Annotated in this window: 18 protein-coding genes; 7 read left to right on the forward strand and 11 right to left on the reverse strand. The window is 35.4% G+C overall.

What is annotated here, in order from left to right; translation table 11 throughout:
* Positions 1 to 225: 225 nt before the first annotated feature.
* The 4 genes from AC0L0O_RS25720 to AC0L0O_RS25735 form a co-directional block, all read right to left on the reverse strand.
* Positions 226 to 894 (reverse strand): LSm family protein, encoded by a 669-nt coding sequence (locus tag AC0L0O_RS25720; protein WP_001004287.1) that lies wholly within the window; start codon positions 892 to 894, stop codon positions 226 to 228.
* A 162-nt stretch (positions 895 to 1,056) separates the two neighbouring features.
* Positions 1,057 to 1,506, reverse strand: coding sequence for a PI-PLC domain-containing protein (locus tag AC0L0O_RS25725; RefSeq protein ID WP_000432505.1), 450 nt, complete (start codon positions 1,504 to 1,506; stop codon positions 1,057 to 1,059).
* 20 nt (positions 1,507 to 1,526) lie between these two features.
* Complete coding sequence (locus AC0L0O_RS25730; protein WP_000051540.1) at positions 1,527 to 2,048, reverse strand: hypothetical protein; 522 nt, start codon at positions 2,046 to 2,048, stop codon at positions 1,527 to 1,529.
* A 235-nt stretch (positions 2,049 to 2,283) separates the two neighbouring features.
* Entirely contained in the window at positions 2,284 to 2,523 is a 240-nt protein-coding gene (locus tag AC0L0O_RS25735) for a helix-turn-helix domain-containing protein (RefSeq protein ID WP_000993176.1), read from the reverse strand.
* A 181-nt stretch (positions 2,524 to 2,704) separates the two neighbouring features.
* On the opposite strand from AC0L0O_RS25735, the gene AC0L0O_RS25740 reads away from it, so the two are divergent.
* The gene (locus tag AC0L0O_RS25740; protein WP_000235482.1) at positions 2,705 to 3,073 is read left to right on the forward strand and encodes a hypothetical protein; all 369 of its coding nucleotides are present in this window, start codon (positions 2,705 to 2,707) and stop codon (positions 3,071 to 3,073) included.
* Positions 3,074 to 3,269: 196 nt separating this feature from the next.
* Here the strand turns inward: AC0L0O_RS25740 and AC0L0O_RS25745 are convergent, their stop codons facing one another.
* Complete coding sequence (locus tag AC0L0O_RS25745; RefSeq protein WP_001078275.1) at positions 3,270 to 4,319, reverse strand: NAD(P)/FAD-dependent oxidoreductase; 1,050 nt, start codon at positions 4,317 to 4,319, stop codon at positions 3,270 to 3,272.
* 332 nt (positions 4,320 to 4,651) lie between these two features.
* Between AC0L0O_RS25745 and AC0L0O_RS25750 the strand changes: the two genes are divergently transcribed.
* Genes AC0L0O_RS25750 through AC0L0O_RS25760 form a run of 3 tightly spaced genes read left to right on the forward strand, consistent with a single transcriptional unit; the run spans position 4,652 to position 7,662 of the window.
* On the forward strand, positions 4,652 to 5,569 hold the full coding sequence (locus tag AC0L0O_RS25750; protein ID WP_000732577.1) for an iron-hydroxamate ABC transporter substrate-binding protein: 918 nt from the start codon (positions 4,652 to 4,654) through the stop codon (positions 5,567 to 5,569).
* A gap of 48 nt (positions 5,570 to 5,617) precedes the next feature.
* Positions 5,618 to 6,658, forward strand: coding sequence for a FecCD family ABC transporter permease (locus AC0L0O_RS25755; RefSeq protein ID WP_000823046.1), 1,041 nt, complete (start codon positions 5,618 to 5,620; stop codon positions 6,656 to 6,658).
* Positions 6,655 to 7,662: a FecCD family ABC transporter permease gene (locus tag AC0L0O_RS25760; RefSeq protein WP_000613086.1), complete on the forward strand. Its 1,008-nt coding sequence runs from the start codon at positions 6,655 to 6,657 to the stop codon at positions 7,660 to 7,662. The genes AC0L0O_RS25755 and AC0L0O_RS25760 overlap by 4 nt, the downstream gene beginning before the upstream one ends.
* Before the next feature lie 40 nt (positions 7,663 to 7,702).
* On the opposite strand, the gene AC0L0O_RS25765 is transcribed toward AC0L0O_RS25760, so the two are convergent.
* Genes AC0L0O_RS25765 through mtnK form a run of 3 tightly spaced genes read right to left on the reverse strand, consistent with a single transcriptional unit; the run spans position 7,703 to position 10,684 of the window.
* Positions 7,703 to 8,344 (reverse strand): L-fuculose-phosphate aldolase, encoded by a 642-nt coding sequence (locus AC0L0O_RS25765; RefSeq protein WP_000926550.1) that lies wholly within the window; start codon positions 8,342 to 8,344, stop codon positions 7,703 to 7,705.
* A 54-nt stretch (positions 8,345 to 8,398) separates the two neighbouring features.
* A complete protein-coding gene (mtnA, locus tag AC0L0O_RS25770) occupies positions 8,399 to 9,442 on the reverse strand; it encodes an S-methyl-5-thioribose-1-phosphate isomerase (RefSeq protein WP_131369375.1) in 1,044 nt (347 codons plus the stop codon).
* Between the two features lie 12 nt (positions 9,443 to 9,454).
* Complete coding sequence (mtnK, locus tag AC0L0O_RS25775; protein ID WP_000033258.1) at positions 9,455 to 10,684, reverse strand: S-methyl-5-thioribose kinase; 1,230 nt, start codon at positions 10,682 to 10,684, stop codon at positions 9,455 to 9,457.
* A gap of 590 nt (positions 10,685 to 11,274) precedes the next feature.
* Between mtnK and ahpC the strand changes: the two genes are divergently transcribed.
* Positions 11,275 to 11,838 carry an alkyl hydroperoxide reductase subunit C gene (ahpC, locus tag AC0L0O_RS25780; protein ID WP_000924422.1) on the forward strand — a complete coding sequence of 188 codons (564 nt, stop codon included), beginning with the start codon at positions 11,275 to 11,277 and terminating at the stop codon, positions 11,836 to 11,838.
* Between the two features lie 14 nt (positions 11,839 to 11,852).
* Positions 11,853 to 13,379, forward strand: coding sequence for an alkyl hydroperoxide reductase subunit F (ahpF, locus tag AC0L0O_RS25785; protein ID WP_000599486.1), 1,527 nt, complete (start codon positions 11,853 to 11,855; stop codon positions 13,377 to 13,379).
* A gap of 44 nt (positions 13,380 to 13,423) precedes the next feature.
* Here the strand turns inward: ahpF and AC0L0O_RS25790 are convergent, their stop codons facing one another.
* Both AC0L0O_RS25790 and AC0L0O_RS25795 read right to left on the reverse strand, forming a co-directional pair.
* A complete protein-coding gene (locus AC0L0O_RS25790) occupies positions 13,424 to 14,032 on the reverse strand; it encodes an SAM-dependent methyltransferase (protein WP_075396340.1) in 609 nt (202 codons plus the stop codon).
* A gap of 151 nt (positions 14,033 to 14,183) precedes the next feature.
* Positions 14,184 to 15,299, reverse strand: a complete 1,116-nt coding sequence (locus tag AC0L0O_RS25795) for a M20 peptidase aminoacylase family protein (RefSeq protein WP_000853534.1) — start codon at positions 15,297 to 15,299, stop codon at positions 14,184 to 14,186.
* A 279-nt stretch (positions 15,300 to 15,578) separates the two neighbouring features.
* Between AC0L0O_RS25795 and nhaC the strand changes: the two genes are divergently transcribed.
* The gene (gene nhaC / locus AC0L0O_RS25800) at positions 15,579 to 17,000 is read left to right on the forward strand and encodes a Na+/H+ antiporter NhaC (protein WP_000711542.1); all 1,422 of its coding nucleotides are present in this window, start codon (positions 15,579 to 15,581) and stop codon (positions 16,998 to 17,000) included.
* On the opposite strand, the gene AC0L0O_RS25805 is transcribed toward nhaC, so the two are convergent.
* The gene (locus AC0L0O_RS25805; protein WP_000972794.1) at positions 16,989 to 18,260 is read right to left on the reverse strand and encodes a hypothetical protein; all 1,272 of its coding nucleotides are present in this window, start codon (positions 18,258 to 18,260) and stop codon (positions 16,989 to 16,991) included. The genes nhaC and AC0L0O_RS25805 overlap by 12 nt on opposite strands.
* Between the last annotated feature and the right edge of the window lie 64 nt (positions 18,261 to 18,324).

An 18,324-nucleotide genomic window follows, 5' to 3' on the forward strand; every position in this document is an offset into this window, starting at 1 on the left:
CTTTAATATATTAGTTAGCAGTTCTCCCTCAAAAAAATAAATTGAATACATCAAAAGATAGCTCGTACATATTTTTTATAATTTAGCACAAGATTTCCTCTTCAATGATCACACTAACATATTTATACTCAATTCATTTTTCCCCTCATATTCCAATCGAGTTAAACAAATAGGCTCGACCTTTTCTTCTGCATATAAAAGAAAAAGCCAGCCCTTTCAACTAGCTTACGGACAGTGGACAGATTTTACATGTTGAATATTTACATACATTTTCGCATCACGCGCTTTTAATATTTCAATATGCCCTTCATCAATCTTCGCCATCTTTCCGATTTTATTAGATTCCTCACCTAAATCGAACACCATGATTTTGCCAGACATTTTAATAAGTTGTTCTTCAAACGTTCGAGCTAATGTAATATTTAATGGATTTACGGGGAGTTCATTTTTATTGAGGGCATAAGGCACTTGATTTTCTTTATATGGAATTAACCATTTCAAATGCTTTAAAGATATATATACTGTTTTATAAACTGGACTATAAAAAACGATATAATCGTTCATTATACTTGTAACATAACCATGTATTGGAGCATTTCCCGCTACATAAATTTCAGTGAAAATCCCTTTAGAAGTACTTAATACTTTCCTCAAAGAGATAGAAGGTGATTCCCTCTTAATTACAGAATCAACATCTGGTTTTGATATTTCTTCATCATATGTTCTTAAAATTTTATAATATTGTACATGGTATAAAGATATATATACATAGTCTTGTCCATTGTAAAGAACAACGATATCATTTCCTACGTCTATTAATACACCTTTAAATCTTTTTTCACCGATTAATTTAACATATATATTTTCTCCAATACTTTTGTTTAACTCATTCATCTATATCCTCCTTTCTATGAATTTCTTCTTTCCAGTCTTCCATTTTCAAAAAAATAATCAGGGCAAAGTTCTGTTTTAATAGTAAGTAATTCCTTTTCATACTATCGAAATAAGAAATTGTTCTTCTCTTTCCCTCATAATGCCCCTCTTATTTATTAAACATTATTCATCTTCATTCTTTTTACATTTAACTACTTGACTCACACTCTTAATATGAGAGTTAATTACATAAATAACTTCATCGCAGTTTACTAGTGTAATACAGCCATGGTGTACCTCACTTAATAAACCATCCACACATTCTGGACCACCACGATTAATTTTTACCCACTTATACTTCAAGTCTTTTAATATATCTAAAAAAGTATCCTCATCAGAGCAGAAACATGAACTATAGCAATCGCCACATTTACTTTCTTTCACTTTCTTAACTAGGCTCTTCACATGTTTCAACTGATAATATACTAATTCACCATGAGGTAATTGTAACGTTAAATAATCTTTGCCTAACGATACGAGCTCACCCACTCGACTTTCTGGTCCGCGAAGGTTTACTTTTACAGTCTCACCAACTAAACATTTAATTTGGTCACAGCATAATACATTCTCCAATTTCGTATCCCCCTTTCTTATTATCTGCCTCTACTTGATTGTCTTTGTGCACGAGCGCGACCTGAATTATTGCTACTTTCCTTGCTGCTACTATCGTCGCTCTCATCGCTCTCTCCGCATGCTAAAGCATTATAGTTAACACTTTTAATATGCTTTATTGCAATTAATATAATTTCTTCTTTTACGATTAATGTTACGAAATCACAAGAAACATCTTGTAAAATGCCTTCTACTTTTTCTGGACCACCGCGATTAATTTTCACCCAACAATATTTGAAACTTTCAAGAAGTGCTTCAAAGTCTTCTGCACATGCGCAATCTTCCCATTCGCAATCACTTGATCCACATTCTTTTGCACTTTTTGTAATACTTTTTAGATGACTAAGTTGATAGTAATAAAGCTCACCTTTTTCATTCTGCAATACGAAGTAGTCCGGACATACTGATATTATTGTTCCTCTTTGAGATTCTGGACCACCCCTGTTTACTCTCACAAAAGATCCAATTAAGTCTTTCAAAAAATCACAATGAAATAAACTCACGAGAAAACCCCTTCCATTAATTTATAAGCTTTTGCACTGATAGTATATGTATCTGTACAGGTTACGTTCTCTATGTTTGTCCTAGCTAGAAAAAAATATGCTTTTAACATGGTAGACTACTACCTATCAAAATTTGAAGAAAGACTAAGAACCCCCTATGCTTTTGATATCTTTAAACAAAAAAATCCCTTATGAAGATACATTTCTGCATATCTTCATAAGGGATTTCCCATAGTTAATCTTCATCTTTAACATCCATATCTTCCGGAATTGGTTCGTTCAATATTTCTTCCACTAATTGCTTATATTTCTCCATTTGTTCTAAATGTGTATTGAATTGTTCTTTATTTAATAAATATTGCTCTCCATCAAATAGTGCACGAATTTTCTTTTGCTGAATTAGCTCTTCAATATACGACTTTGGTAAATTCAAATACTCCGCAGCTTCTTCTACTGTTATATACAACGCATTCATTCCTTTATTATTTTTTCCTATACACTGTATCTTACTTTATTTTTGTAAACAAATAAAAAAGATTTTGTAAATGCAACCTAAAAAGCAGGTAGATGCATTCCATATATTGTATAATAGTATATAGTAAGAATTTTTTAAATATAGAATGGTATTACCCATTTACACAAAGGAGCGTTAACATATGGCTACTCGTCACATCATTACAATGTTAGAAAAAACATTACAAGTTGAAACGGAAAACACAATTTCTCATTTAACTACATCTTTATCTGATCGTATTCTTTCTCAAAGCGCAGCAATACAAGAAAACAATTGTTACCATACAATTGGGGAATGGTACAAAAATCATTTCTTATTCCAACAAGATGATTTCCTTTGGGCTAAATACGTTTTCTATGACGCATATTGTGAGGAAATAAAAAAACAAGGTCATCTTACAAAACGTGTTCGCCAAATATTAGAATCATTAGCTCGAATGCATGGAAAACAGTACATTGCTTCTATATTAAATATGCCATTCCCTAAAGAACGAGCTAAAGGAACAGCGTAATGTAATACTGTTCTGCGTCAGCAAAACATAGATTCATTGTTTTCTAGGAAGATTTACAAATAAAAACGTTCATGTCACATGAACTGATGAAACCGGTGTCATTATAATGATTGAAAATATAGTAAACAGGAAAACCCCCATTTACCTCTCTCGTCATTCGAATAGAGAAGTAAATGGGGGTATACTTGTTCCTTTATTATTTCATCATCTGCTTAATCAATTCACGATTTCTCTTCTTAAATACTTCATTATGCGAAGAAACCATTCCATACTCACTTGCATCTGGTTGAATAAATTGTTTCGCTTTATTTACAGCATTTCCAGCATCTTGGAATGCTCCCGCAATTAAGTGTAATTTTCCTTCATGCTTTAAAATATCTCCAGCAGCATATAATCCGTCTACTGAAGATTCACTATTTGCATTACCTGCAATATAATAATTATCTATAATCGCAACGTCTAACTCACTATTTTCTAATAATGTAATGTCACGTTCATATCCATGATTAATAATAACTTCATCGATAGCTAACTGAGAAACCTCTCCCGTTTCGTGATTTGTTAATTCTACATATTCAATCGCTTCATGGTTATCGCCAGCAATTAATGTTGTAATCGATGTATTAAAGAAACATTCTGCAGAACTGTTCATAAGTTGTTTTACTTGTGCCTCATGCCCAGATAATTCTTCTTTTCTATATGTTAAATAGACTTTTTTCGCAATTGGTTCTAACTCATTTGCCCAATCAATTGCAGAGTTACCTCCGCCTGAAATAATGACCGTTTTATTTTTGAAACGTTTTAACGATTTAACTGTATAATTTAAGTTCGATACTTCAAATCGCTCCGCACCTTCAATTGATAACTTTTGTGGATTCAATATACCACTTCCAGTTGCAACGATCACTGTTTTTGAAAAGTGTTCTTCTCCAGTGCTTGTTTTTAACGTAAAAATACCATCTTTATTACGAATAATTGATTCTATTTTTGTATTCAATACAACTTCTGGCTGAAATGTTAACCCTTGTTGTACAAGTTGCTCAATTAACTTTTCGCCAGTAACCGGTAATAATCCGCCAATATCCCAAATCATTTTCTCCGGATAAACATGTATTTTCCCACCTAACTGTGGTTGAAATTCTATTATTTTTGTTTTCATTTCTCTGAGTCCACTATAAAAAGCTGAATAAAGCCCTGCAGGTCCTCCGCCTATCACAGTTACATCAAACAATTCTTCTCGATTCATTCGTGCTCACTCCTCAGCTACTAATCATTGATTATCATTCTCAATAAAATATAACCTGTTTCCGCAAAATTTACAATCAAAATTACTATTGACAATACACCTATATAAAATTATATTATTTAAAGAATCAATAGTGATAATCATTATCATTTTGTTAATAATTAGCAAATTTGAGATTACATCTTCTTTCATTAATATGGTTAATACTATATTATAAAATCTCACATTCAAGATTTTTAATAAATATTTTGCATTACCACTACTCATTCAAACAGATTGCAGTTAAACAAATTATCGTATACACATATCATCTATGTTAAAGGAGAAAGACGATGAAAAAGTTATTTATTTCACTAACAGTTCTTTTCGTTCTTGTTATGAGTGCTTGTAGCAATGGCTCTACAGACAAAAAGAACGATGCAAAAGGTAGTAAATCAGAAACAATTACATACCAATCTGAAAATGGTAAAGTAGAAGTTCCTGCAAATCCAAAACGCGTTGTTGTTCTATCATCATTCGCTGGTAACGTAATGTCATTAGGTGTAAATCTTGTTGGGGTAGATTCATGGTCTAAACAAAACCCACGTTTTGATAGCAAACTTAAAGATGTTGCTGAAGTATCAGATGAAAATGTTGAAAAAATTGCTGAACTAAATCCAGATTTAATCATTGGTTTATCTAATATTAAAAATGTTGATAAGTTAAAGAAAATCGCTCCTACTGTAACATACACTTACGGAAAAGTTGATTACTTAACACAGCATTTAGAAATCGGTAAGTTATTAAACAAAGAAAAAGAAGCAAAAACTTGGGTTGATGACTTCAAGAAACGTGCACAAGACGCTGGTAAAGAAATTAAAGCAAAAATCGGTGAAGATGCAACAGTTTCTGTTGTAGAAAACTTCAACAAACAGCTTTATGTATACGGCGAGAACTGGGGCCGTGGAACAGAAATTCTGTACCAAGAAATGAAATTAAAAATGCCTGAAAAAGTAAAAGAAAAAGCATTAAAAGAAGGTTATTACGCATTATCTACTGAGGTATTACCTGAGTTTGCTGGTGACTACTTAATCGTAAGTAAAAACAAAGATACTGATAACTCATTCCAAGAGACAGAATCATATAAAAACATCCCAGCAGTAAAAAATAATCGTGTATACGAAGCAAACATGATGGAATTCTATTTCAATGATCCACTTACATTAGATTTCCAACTAGACTTCTTCAAGAAGAGCTTTCTTGGTAAATAATACAAACATGAGGAATTCTTAATTTAAGAATTCCTCTTCCTTTATTCTATGAAAAGAAAAGATGTGAAACGAATGACAAAAGAACATGACAATACGCGTTCTATAGCTTTTACATACAAATTAATTTTAAGCATAATTGCATTCTTTCTTATTTTTATGGTGGCAATGGTATTAGGTGCTGCAGATACTTCAATAAAAGACGTATGGTTAGCACTCACTTCCTCCGCTAAAGGGGACAAAATATCTATTATTCGCGAAATACGTTTGCCACGTGAAGTTGCTGCTATTTTTGTAGGAGCTGGACTTGCCGTTTCTGGAGCAATTATGCAAGGATTAACACGAAATCCACTTGCTGATCCTGGATTACTCGGGCTATCTGGTGGAGCAAATGCTGCGCTTGCACTAACACTTGCTTTCAACCCTTCCATAAGCTATCTTTACTTAACATTAGCTTGCTTTATCGGTGCTGCAGTTGGTGCAATTATGGTATTTGGAATTGGTATGGTGAAAAAAGGCGGTCTCTCCCCTCTTCGAATTGTATTAGCTGGTGCTGCAGTTTCAGCATTTCTACTCGCAATTTCAGAAGGAGTCGGCATTTACTTCAAAATTTCACAAGATGTATCACTTTGGACTGCTGGAGGCGTAATTGGAACTACTTGGAGCCAATTGAAAGTTATTATTCCAGTCATTTCAATTAGTATCTTTATCGCTATCTTACTAGCCAAAAAGTTGACAGTTCTTAGTTTCAGTGAAGAAGTAGCTATTGGACTCGGTCAAAAAATTATTGTTATTAAAACCATTCTATTTATCATTATCATTTTACTTGCAGGTGCGTCTGTAGCACTTGTCGGAAATATGGCATTTATCGGTTTAATGGTACCTCACATGGTACGTCCAATTGTCGGTCCAGATTACCGATTTGTTATACCGATGTCAGCAATTGCCGGGGCTTCCTTTATGCTACTTGCAGATACAATCGGACGTACGATTAACGCTCCGTACGAAACACCAGTTGCCGCTATTGTCGCAATTGTAGGATTACCATTCTTCCTATTCATTGTACGTAAAGGAGGAAAAACGTTCTCATGATACCATCTATTCTAAGAAAACAACGTCTTATCATACTCGCTTTACTTATACTAACCATTACAACCATTGTAATTGGAATGGGGCTCGGTTCAGCATCTTTATCTTATGATCGGCTACTCCCAATATTAATGGGCCAAGGAACTTTTAAAGAGGAGTTTGTTTTATACTCTTTAAGGCTACCTAGAATTATCATTACATTATTAGCTGGTATGGCTCTTGCTTTATCAGGAGCTATTCTGCAAGGAATTACCCGAAATGATTTAGCTGAACCTGGTATTCTCGGTATCAACTCTGGGGCCGGTGTTGCTGTTGCTATTTTCTTTTTATACTTTCCAATAGATGTAGGTTCATTTCTTTACTTACTACCTGTCGTTGGATTTATCGGGGCATTTCTGACAGCTGTTCTCATTTACGTATTTTCATATAGTAAATCAAGTGGACTTCAGCCGGTACGATTAACATTAACCGGTATCGGTTTTGCCTTTGCACTATCTGGAATGATGATTGTCCTTATTTCATCCGCAGATCGCATGAAAGTAGACTTTATTTCAAAATGGATTGCAGGGAACATTTGGGGAGACGATTGGATCTTCATTTTCGCAATGCTCCCATGGTTAATCGTATTAATTCCATTTGTTTTCTATAAAGCAAATCGATTAAACATTTTAGCATTAAACGAACCAGTCGCAATTGGCGTTGGAATTGAAATTGAAAAAGAGCGTAGATATTTATTAGTTGCAGCCGTTGCACTTGCTGCTGCCGCTGTTTCTGTAACAGGAGGAATTAGCTTTATCGGACTGATGGCTCCTCATATCGCGAAATCTTTAGTAGGTCCAAGACATCAAATCTTCATGCCTATCGCCCTTTTAATCGGTGGATGGCTATTGCTACTAGCAGACACAATTGGACGAAATATCGTTGAACCTAACGGTATCCCCGCAGGTATTGTTGTCGCTTTAATTGGTGCTCCTTACTTTATGTATTTGTTGCTTAAAAAAGCGTAAAGAAACACCCTCAAGATCTTTTCTTGAGGGTGTTTTTATTCTACTGCTGCCCATACCCTTCAAACTTCTTCGCCAAATTCTCCATCTCGTCTTCTGGCAATAGCTTCGGTTCCCCAATGCTTTTCGTTTGATAATAAATTTGCGCACAAAACTCAATTTCTTCTGCAACGGTAAATGCCATTTTGATATGATTTGCACCCGCAATTAAACCGTGGTTCGCAAGTAAAACAGCACGACGATCGATCATTCCTTCGAAAGCAGCCTCTGCTAATTGCTTCGTACCAAATGTTTCATACGGTGCACAGCGAACATTCGGGCCTGCGAAAGCAATTAAATATGATACTGCGGGCAGTTCCCATCCTAATGATGCAATCGTCTTCGCATAAGGAGAATGTGTATGCACAAGCGCATTTATATCTTCACGATTTCTATAATAAATAAGGTGCATATCGAGTTCGCTTGATGGTTTTCTCTCTCCCTCTACTACTTCACCATCTAAGTTTAATATAACTACATCTTCAGGCTTTGTTTCATAATAATCTAAACCACTTGGGCTAATGGCAACAAGACCTTGCTCACGATTGAAAATACTAATATTACCGCCTGTCCCCTTTGTTAAACCGCTAGAAATCATTTTCTTTCCGTACGCTACAATCTCTTCTCTCTCTTTTTGTAATAACATATACATCCCCCTAAGTATAAAGCTTATGATGACTGACTTTTTAACTCTATCTACTTATTGAAATAGCTTTTTTAAATTGTCCGTAAACGGTGCTTTTACAATCCCTTTTTCTGTAATAATCGCTGTTACATTTTCATGTGGCGTGACATCAAATGCTGGATTATATACTTTACTTTCTTTCGGAGCAGAATACTGTCCGAAACGATTAATTACTTCAGAAGCATCTCTTTCCTCAATCGGAATTTCTTTTCCTGTCGGTGTTTTTAAGTCAATTGTCGGTGTTGGTGCTGCTACATAAAACGGAATGTTGTAGTATTTCGCTAAAATAGATACGCCTAATGTTCCAATTTTATTTGCTACATCACCGTTTGCTGCCACACGGTCGCATCCAACGATTACCGCATCAATCTTCCCTTGTGACATAACCATAGCTGCCATATTATCCGTAATGACAGTGACATCAATTCCCGCTCGCTGTAGTTCTAATGCTGTTAACGTTGAACCTTGTAATCTAGGACGCGTTTCATCGGAATAGATTTTTAAGTCCCATCCTTTTTCTTTCGCTAAGTACATCGGAGCTGTCGCAGTACCATACTTAGTCGTCGCTAACGCACCAGCATTACAATGTGTTAATACTCCCATTCCATCATGGAATAACGTTAATGCATGTTCTCCAATTTGACGGTTAATTTCTTCATCTTCCCTATGAATCTCTTTTGCCTCTTCTAGTAATCTATCTTTCAACTGTGTGATTGATAGATGAGTATGATCTGTCGCTACACTTTCCATTCTTTCAAGTGCCCAAAATAAGTTTACTGCTGTCGGTCTTGATGTGGCCAAATATGCACATACCCTTTTTACTTCATCAATAAATTCAGCTTCCGTACTTTCAACAAATTCCTTTACCCCTAAATACACACCATAAGCTGCTGAAACACCAATCGCTGGCGCTCCTCGTACTTTCATTACTTGAATGGCATCCCACACACCTTCAGCTGTATTGAAAGATTCATAGACAACTTCATTTGGTAATAATGTTTGATCTAATAAAACTAAAGCATCGTCTTTCCACTGAATTGGTATTAATTGCTCTTCCATCATCTTCTCCCCTTACTTCGCATAGTGCATTGACTGTTCTTTTAACGTTTCTACAAAGCTTGTACCTGTTTTATATTGATTCGCTCGTAAAATAAATTTCTTTGCTACTTGAAGACAAATGCGTTCTGCTCTAGCACGTGCTTCCTCATTCTCAATACAAGTAATATCTTTTACTTTCGCTAGCCCAACAATACGACGAATTAACTCAAGGCCTGTCACTGCAGCTGTATCCTCTAATACAGATTGTAAATAGATTTCGTTAAAGCCTTCTTCTTTCGCCATAATCTCTGTCACATGAATATTCCAGGCATCTAAAAACTTCTTCTTAAATAGATCAATTACCTCTACCATTGTCGATTGTAACCAATCCATATACGTATCTTTCTCGGCTCCAGCTGACATTGTCGCATCTGCATTCACCCAAGCAAACATTAAATTCGCCATTACATTCCCAATGTCATAGCCCATTGGTCCATAAAAGGCAAACTCAGGATCAATTACCTTTGTGGAATCATTTTTTACAAAAACAGAACCAGTATGCAAATCACCGTGAATAAGCGCCTGTGCATTCGTCATAAAAGAAAACTTAAGTTTTGCTACTTCTATACGAAGCTCTTTATCACTATAAATATGTTCTCTAATCCACCCTTCATTTAACGGAAATAACTCATTACGCTTATTATGATTTGTAAATGGCTCAGCGTATACGAGGTCTTCTGTAATCTCACATAACTCAGGATTTATATAATTCTTCACAAGTTCCTTCTTCTCTTTATGATTCATTACAACATCCGATGTTAATAAGAGCGTATTTACCAAAAAGGTCGTTAAATCATCCGCAAGCCTCGGAAATATTTCATGATTTATAAGTGCTGTACGTAATATTGTGTGATCCGATAAGTCCTCCATTACGCAACAATTCATCACACTATCAAACAAATACACCTTCGGAACAAGTCCAGGTGCTAACTCTTCCTCTAACTGCAAAACATCTGATTCAATACGAATACGATTCGTCGATAACTTAAACTCATCTGAAATACGAGCTGTATCCCCAGCTTGTTTTACAATGACAGAAATGTTCTTCTGTTCATCCCAAACGCGGAATACATAATTTAAATTACCATCGCCTATTTCTTTACACTGTAACCCCTTTGCATGTTCAAACTTACATAATTTCTCTTTCACATATACAATCACATCGCTAGCTTCCATTAAAAAATACTTCGTGAACTTAGACATGGTTTCCCCTCCATACTAATTGTAAGCGTTTTCTAAAAGCTATAAAAAATAATAGGATTAAATCTTTCATCCTATAATATATGTTCTTCTTTTTGAAATGTATATCTAGATTTTATTATATCTTGTTAACACTTTGAGTCAATGTTTCTAATTATTATTACAATATACTTCCTAATTATATGTTTGGGAGGACAAAAATTGTTCAAAAAGATTCTAATTCATTTTATTTTATTTATCACACAATTCTTTGTAAAATAGAAATAAGCAGTTCCTTTTCAAAAAGAAAACTTCTAAGAAATATTTCCTTCCTAAGAATTTACACTTACATCATATGTCTAACATACACACTACACTTTCAAGCACTCATTGAAAATTTATAAACTTAAAATTACCTTTCCATTCCCTGTTATCCTTAATTGAGAATAAATATTAATTAAATTGGTATAAAGTTCGTTTATTCGCTTGACAAAATAACCACTTCTATATGATAATTAATATCGAATTAGAATTATTATAGTTAATTAAAAAATATATTTTATGAGCACACTATTTTTTGATGCTCAAAACCAACATTTAGGAGGAATTTTGATATGTTATTAATCGGCACAGAAGTAAAACCGTTTAAAGCTAATGCTTACCATAATGGAGAATTTATCCAAGTTACTGACGAAAGTTTAAAAGGAAAATGGAGTGTAGTTTGTTTCTACCCAGCTGACTTCACATTCGTTTGTCCAACTGAACTTGAAGACTTACAAAACCAATATGCAACTCTTAAAGAGTTAGGCGTTGAAGTATACTCTGTATCTACAGACACTCACTTCACTCACAAAGCATGGCATGATAGCTCAGAAACTATCGGTAAAATCGAGTACATCATGATTGGTGACCCAACTCGCACAATCACTACAAACTTCAACGTTTTAATGGAAGAAGAAGGTCTTGCTGCTCGTGGTACATTCATCATCGATCCAGACGGCGTTATCCAATCTATGGAAATCAATGCTGACGGTATCGGCCGTGACGCAAGCATTCTTGTTAACAAAATTAAAGCAGCTCAATACGTACGTAACAACCCAGGTGAAGTTTGCCCAGCTAAATGGCAAGAGGGTTCTGCAACACTTAAACCAAGCCTTGACCTTGTAGGCAAAATCTAAGGAGTTCGATCAAAATGATACTAGATGCAGATATAAAAACACAACTATCCCAATATCTTCAATTAATGGAGAACGATATTTTACTTAAAGTAAGCGCAGGAGACGATGCAGTATCTAAAGACATGTTAGCTTTAGTTGATGAGTTATCTACTATGTCTTCTAAGATCACAGTAGAAAAAGTTGAACTAGAGAGAACACCAAGCTTTAGCGTAAATCGCCCTGGTGAAGACACTGGTGTCGTATTCGCTGGTATTCCATTAGGACACGAATTTACATCACTAGTGTTAGCTTTACTACAAGTAAGTGGACGCGCTCCAAAAGTTGAACAAAAATTAATCGATCAAATTAAAAACATTCAAGGCGAATATCATTTTGAATCTTATATCAGCCTAAGTTGTCATAACTGTCCTGATGTTGTACAAGCTCTTAACGTAATGAGCGTTCTAAACTCTGGTATTACACATACTATGATTGATGGCGCTGCATTCAAAGAGGAAGTAGAAAGCAAAGACATCATGGCAGTACCAACAGTTTTCCTAAACGGCGAATCTTTCGGCAGCGGTCGTATGACACTGGAAGAAATTTTAGCTAAAATGGGTAACGGTCCAGATGCATCAGAGCTTTCTGATAAAGATCCATACGATGTTCTTGTTGTTGGTGGCGGCCCTGCTGGTGCAAGTGCAGCAATTTATGCAGCACGTAAAGGCATCCGCACTGGTATCGTTGCTGAGCGCTTCGGTGGTCAAGTAATGGATACTATGGGCATTGAGAACTTCATCAGCGTAAAACGCACTGAAGGTCCTAAGCTAGTAGCAAGCCTTGAAGAGCACGTAAAAGAATACGACATCGATGTAATGAATCTACAACGTGCAAAACGTTTAGAGAAAAAAGAACTTATTGAAGTGGAACTTGAAAACGGCGCTATTCTGAAAAGTAAGAGCGTAATCGTTTCAACAGGTGCTCGCTGGCGTAACGTTGGCGTACCAGGTGAAGCTGAGTTCAAAAATAAAGGTGTAGCATACTGCCCACACTGTGACGGTCCATTATTCACTGGAAAAGACGTAGCAGTTATCGGCGGCGGTAACTCTGGTATTGAAGCAGCTATCGACTTAGCAGGTATTGTTAAGCACGTAACTGTTCTTGAATTCATGCCAGAATTAAAAGCTGATGCTGTATTACAAGAACGTCTTAACAGCTTACCAAACGTAACTGTTCTGAAAAACGTTCAAACGAAAGAAATTACTGGTACTGATAAAGTAAACGGTATTTCTTACATCGATCGTGAAACTGAAGAAGTTCATCACGTTGAATTACAAGGTGTATTCGTACAAATCGGTCTTGTTCCAAACACAGACTGGTTAGGCGAAACAGTTGAACGCGTTCGCGGTGAAATCGTAACAGACAAGCACGGCGCTACAAACGTACCAGGAGTGTTTGCTGCAGGTGACTGTACAAATAATCCGTACAAACAAATCATCATCTCTATGGGTTCAGGTGCAAACGCAGCTTTAGGTGCATTTGATTACTTAATCCGTAACTAATATAGACGTGAGTAAAAAAAGCAGGTGCCTTGGCACCTGCTTTTTTATAATCCTAATGTATACACTAAAAACCTCTCATTCCCATTCTTCTCATAAGCCCCAGGCAATCTTACTTCCCTCTTCAACTCAAACGTAGTCTGATTCTCTAGGAAGAAAATATAATCTTCAGAAGGATAGTATAAAATAATATCCACTTCTCTCCCCGTTTCTTCTACCGAAAGCAAAATGTTATTTACTACATTCATAAACACTTGGACAGAAAATGGATTAAAGAAATAAAATCGGTTATCACATGGATTAATCTCATATTCCTGCGCTAAACAACATTCAAACCTAATTTTATCTTTACTGTCTCTTACCTTTCGAGCATAACGATCAAGATTATCCAACGCTTCTTTATAAAACTCTTCATTCATTTCAATTCCAACCGCTGAAGCACCACACTTATGATGCATATAAAAGTTTAATCGTCCTTTTCCGCACCCAAAATCTACAACTCGGTCACTACGTTTTATCTCATATTGATTCAGTAACTCATCTAATCCGCTATATGGCGTCGGTTCATAACGGTGATAGTGCATAGACTTGTTAAACCCTTTTTGTTCACCTACTGTTTTTATATTTAAAACTGCATCATAATGTTGTTCGTTCATTTTTTTCTCCTATTAAGAAATGGTACTTCTTATTATACACTATGTACTGGAGAAGGATTTTTCATCAAATTAATAGGTACGTGAAATTATATGAACGATTTTTTCAATATATCGACTTAACAACAAATTACTACAAAAAAACAGGAGCTCTCTAGCCCCTGTCTTCTAACACTTTCAATACAGTTTGTTTTAATATTTCTACCCCATCCATAATACAACTATGATCGAACTTCATATACGGATGGTGTAATCCAGGTTGTAAGTCTGCTCCTAATCCAAGCATGACAGCTTTTAAATATGGTCTCTTCACTGTGTAGTAATGGAAATCATCGCTTCCTGTCGTATAAAGTGGTCCTGTACATTTATCTTCCCCATACACTTCAAGAATACCTTTACGCATAAATCTTTCAGCTTCTTCTGAAACTTCAGCTCCTGGCGCGAGATCAATCCACTCATATGAAGTTTTCGACCCCATTGATGCAGCTGATTCTATGACATGCTCTATCCTTTTCTTTAACTCTTCTAATAGTGTATTATTCTCTGCTCTTACATCTAAACTAAAATGACCATTACCCGGAATAATATTCAAATTATCTCCACCAGCTTGGCACCTCGTCATCTTTACTGAATAGGAACTTTGCGGTGGTAGCCATATGTTTTTCAAACCGATATTAATCATAGAGATAACATCAATGGCATTTATCCCTTGATGTGGGCGTGCTCCATGTGCGTCTTCTCCGTGAATCGTACCTTCTAAAAATCCTGCTGCTCCGTGACGAATTGATGAGGCAGCTTGTTTCAAAGATAGTTCTTCAATTGGGCGCAAATGAACACCGAATAGGAAATCCGCATCATCCACAGCACCTTTCTCTACCATCTTTAAAGCTCCATTTCCTTTCTCTTCTGCCGGCTGAAAAATAAATCTAACTGTACCACTTTTCCATCTCATATTCTTTAATTGTAAAATAAGTCCCATTACAATCGTCATATGAGCATCGTGACCACACGAATGATTCGCTTTAAATTCTCCATTCACTTCTTGCCAAAGCGCATCCATATCAGCACGAACCGCAATAACTGGATTTCCACTTCCAATCTCAGCAATCACGCCTGGACAATCATCAAATATTTTATATGAAATTCCTTCTTCTTTTAAAAAGTTAGTAATATACGCTGTCGTTTCATACTCTTTCCAACTCACTTCAGGGTTTTCATGTAAATGCTGAAAAATTTCAGTTAAACGCTCTTGTAGTTCTAATGTTTTCAAAGCTACATTCTCCTTCCCACATTCCAAAACCATTCAGGTTAATTATACTTATGAAAAACAGATGTTTTTATGAACATATTGAATTTTAAGAAAAAAGTCAATTATTTATTTTCAAATATAATCTACAACTTATTTCCACTCACTTTATATCGATAGAACATTCCTTATTTTCTGTTTTTTATTGACGCTCGTATCGTTTTTTAGTTATTATAACTTAATAGCGTCTATTTTACGACAATTCTAAAAATACAAACAAACATACATAACAGGAGGAAATTTATGAAAAAAGAAATACCTTTTGGTGTAGCAATGATCCCTATTATCATTACAGTTGCAGTTATGATGGTTACAATTGTTGTATTAAAACAGAGCCCTCACGTCCCACTTATTATCGGTACAACTGTTGCTTCTATCGTCGCTTGGCGTTACGGTTACAAATGGAACGACATTGAAGAAGCAATGTATAAAGGCATTCGCCTCGCATTACCGGCTATCGTTATCATTATTCTAGTAGGTTTAACGATCGGTGCCTGGATTGGTGGTGGAATTGTCGCAACAATGATTTATTACGGTTTAAATCTTTTAACACCATCACTATTTTTAGTTTCAATTACAATTATTTGTTCTATTGTTGCATTAGCTATTGGTAGCTCTTGGTCTACAATGGGAACAATTGGTGTTGCAGGAATGGGTATTGGCCTAAGTATGGGAATCCCAGCTCCGATGGTTGCCGGTGCTATCATTTCCGGTTCTTATTTCGGCGATAAAATGTCACCGCTTTCAGACACAACAAACTTAGCCGCAGGATTAACAAATACAGATTTATTCACACATATTCGTCATATGTTATTTACTACAATTCCAGGTTTAATTATTACTCTTATCGTTTATGCCTTCTTAGGAAGAAGCTTCGGTGCTAACAATATTGATGCAAAAAGTATCGAGCAAACATTACAAGTATTGCAACAAAATTTTGTTATCTCACCTTTCCTATTAATCATACCTGTAGTCGTTATGGTATTGGTTGCTAAAAAAGTTCCTGCTATACCAGCTATTCTTGTAGGTATTATTTTAGGGTTTTTATCACAAGTCTTTATTCAAGGTGGTTCTGTCTCAGCATCTGTCGGTGCACTCCAAGCTGGATTTGTTATAGACACTGGAAACAAGCTAGTAGACGAGCTATTTAACCGTGGTGGCTTAGATTCGATGATGAATACAGTCTCTATGACAATTGTCGCTATGACTTTCGGAGGAGTACTAGAACATACAGGTATTCTTCGTTCCATTGTAAATCAAATTTTAAAGTTAGCGAAATCAGCAAAGGGACTTATCGCTTCTACTATCGCTTCATGTTTTGCAACAAATCTTACTTGCTCTGAACAATATATTTCGATTGTTGTTCCTTCAAGAATGTACGCGAATGCATACACAGAAAAAGGACTACATTCTAAAAATTTATCCAGAGCATTAGAAGATGGCGGAACATTAACTTCTGTTTTCGTACCTTGGAATACATGCGGCGTATTTATACTCGCAACACTCGGCGTAGGTGCATTCGAATATGCTCCTTATGCTATATTGAATTTCATCGTACCTATTATCTCGATCATTTACGGTATAACTGGTCTCACAATTACGAAACTATCTGACATTGAAAAAGCGGAACTACTAAAAAAACAAAACGCTCAATTAGAAGCTTAAAGATAACGGTAAATTCAGTTCATATATTGCGCGAGGACGCCCTTGTTGATAAGGCATTTCCTCGCCGCAAATATGAACATACCCATAATCAACTAGTTTCTTTAATAACCTTTCTGTTGATCGCCGAGTCACTTGTAAGTATTCAGAAAGATCTGCTGCTGTAAACTTCAATGACGGATGTGATTGACTAAATTGAATAATTTTTGATAAATTTGCTGGGCTAAGTTTCGTTTCCTTCGCTATTTTCATTAGTTCCGGATTGTCATTCTTCAAACTTTGTACTCTCTGTTCTTTCGGGAACGGACCAAATAGTTCTTTATCACTTGTTAGTATATAAAAACAGTGGTCTATTGGATTATTCTTCGCGAAACCTTGGGCGATTTTAGCATTTTGCTCCGCTTCTTTCACAGTTTTTCCGTAACCAAATCCAATAGCTATCGTTCCTTCTATACTCGCAAATAAATTATTTATCATATTTGTTTTTATAATGGATTCAATATCACCACGAGTCGTATACAAAATGAACGTCATTTCATCAATTGTTTTAAATGAACCACGTAGTTCTTTTGAAATGACATCTAATTGCTCAAGCAAACCATCTCGTAATTGTAAAGAAGAAATAATACAAGCACCAACAGTAGCTGAATGGCTTTTTGCTAACTCAGCTTTTATTTTTGCATCTTTTAACCCTTGTATAATGGATTGCTTCGGATCTATCATACGTTCTGAAGGAATACCTATTTTTTGAAGTTCATCATAGACAGCGTGAATACTAGTTAAAGCTAAATGAGCTTCTCCAGATTGATATTTAGCTACATGAAAATCAATAACTCTATTTATTTCATCTTTACTCCACAGCATATTTTCATAATCAAACACTTGTGGACTTTCTTTTATGCCAATATCATGGAACACATTTATAATGAATGAACGGTCTACTAAATCAATTGAAATTTTATGTGGTTGAATCCCTTGGTGATACATGACAGAAAGAATGGAAGATGCCACGGTCGTCTCGTCTTGCTGTAAGTACGTACTTGGAATTCGTAATTGTTCTCTTATTTCTTTTGCCATATAATAAGGTAAAGCACCTGAGAAAAAGATGAAATCACAAGGCTTTAAACGTTTTAATAGTTCAGAAGATTCTGCCGGATGAAGGTAAACATATGGATCAATTTCTATTTCATCTAGTTTATGAGCAATAGGTAAAAGTGTCTCTATAAACTCTTTTGAACCGACAACTGCAATTTTTATCATCATTTCTCTAACTCCTTATCATTAATTAACGACTATTTAACGTCAACTATATCAAATGTACAAAACT

Source organism: Bacillus sp. GS3m_15504, assembly GCF_055825275.1.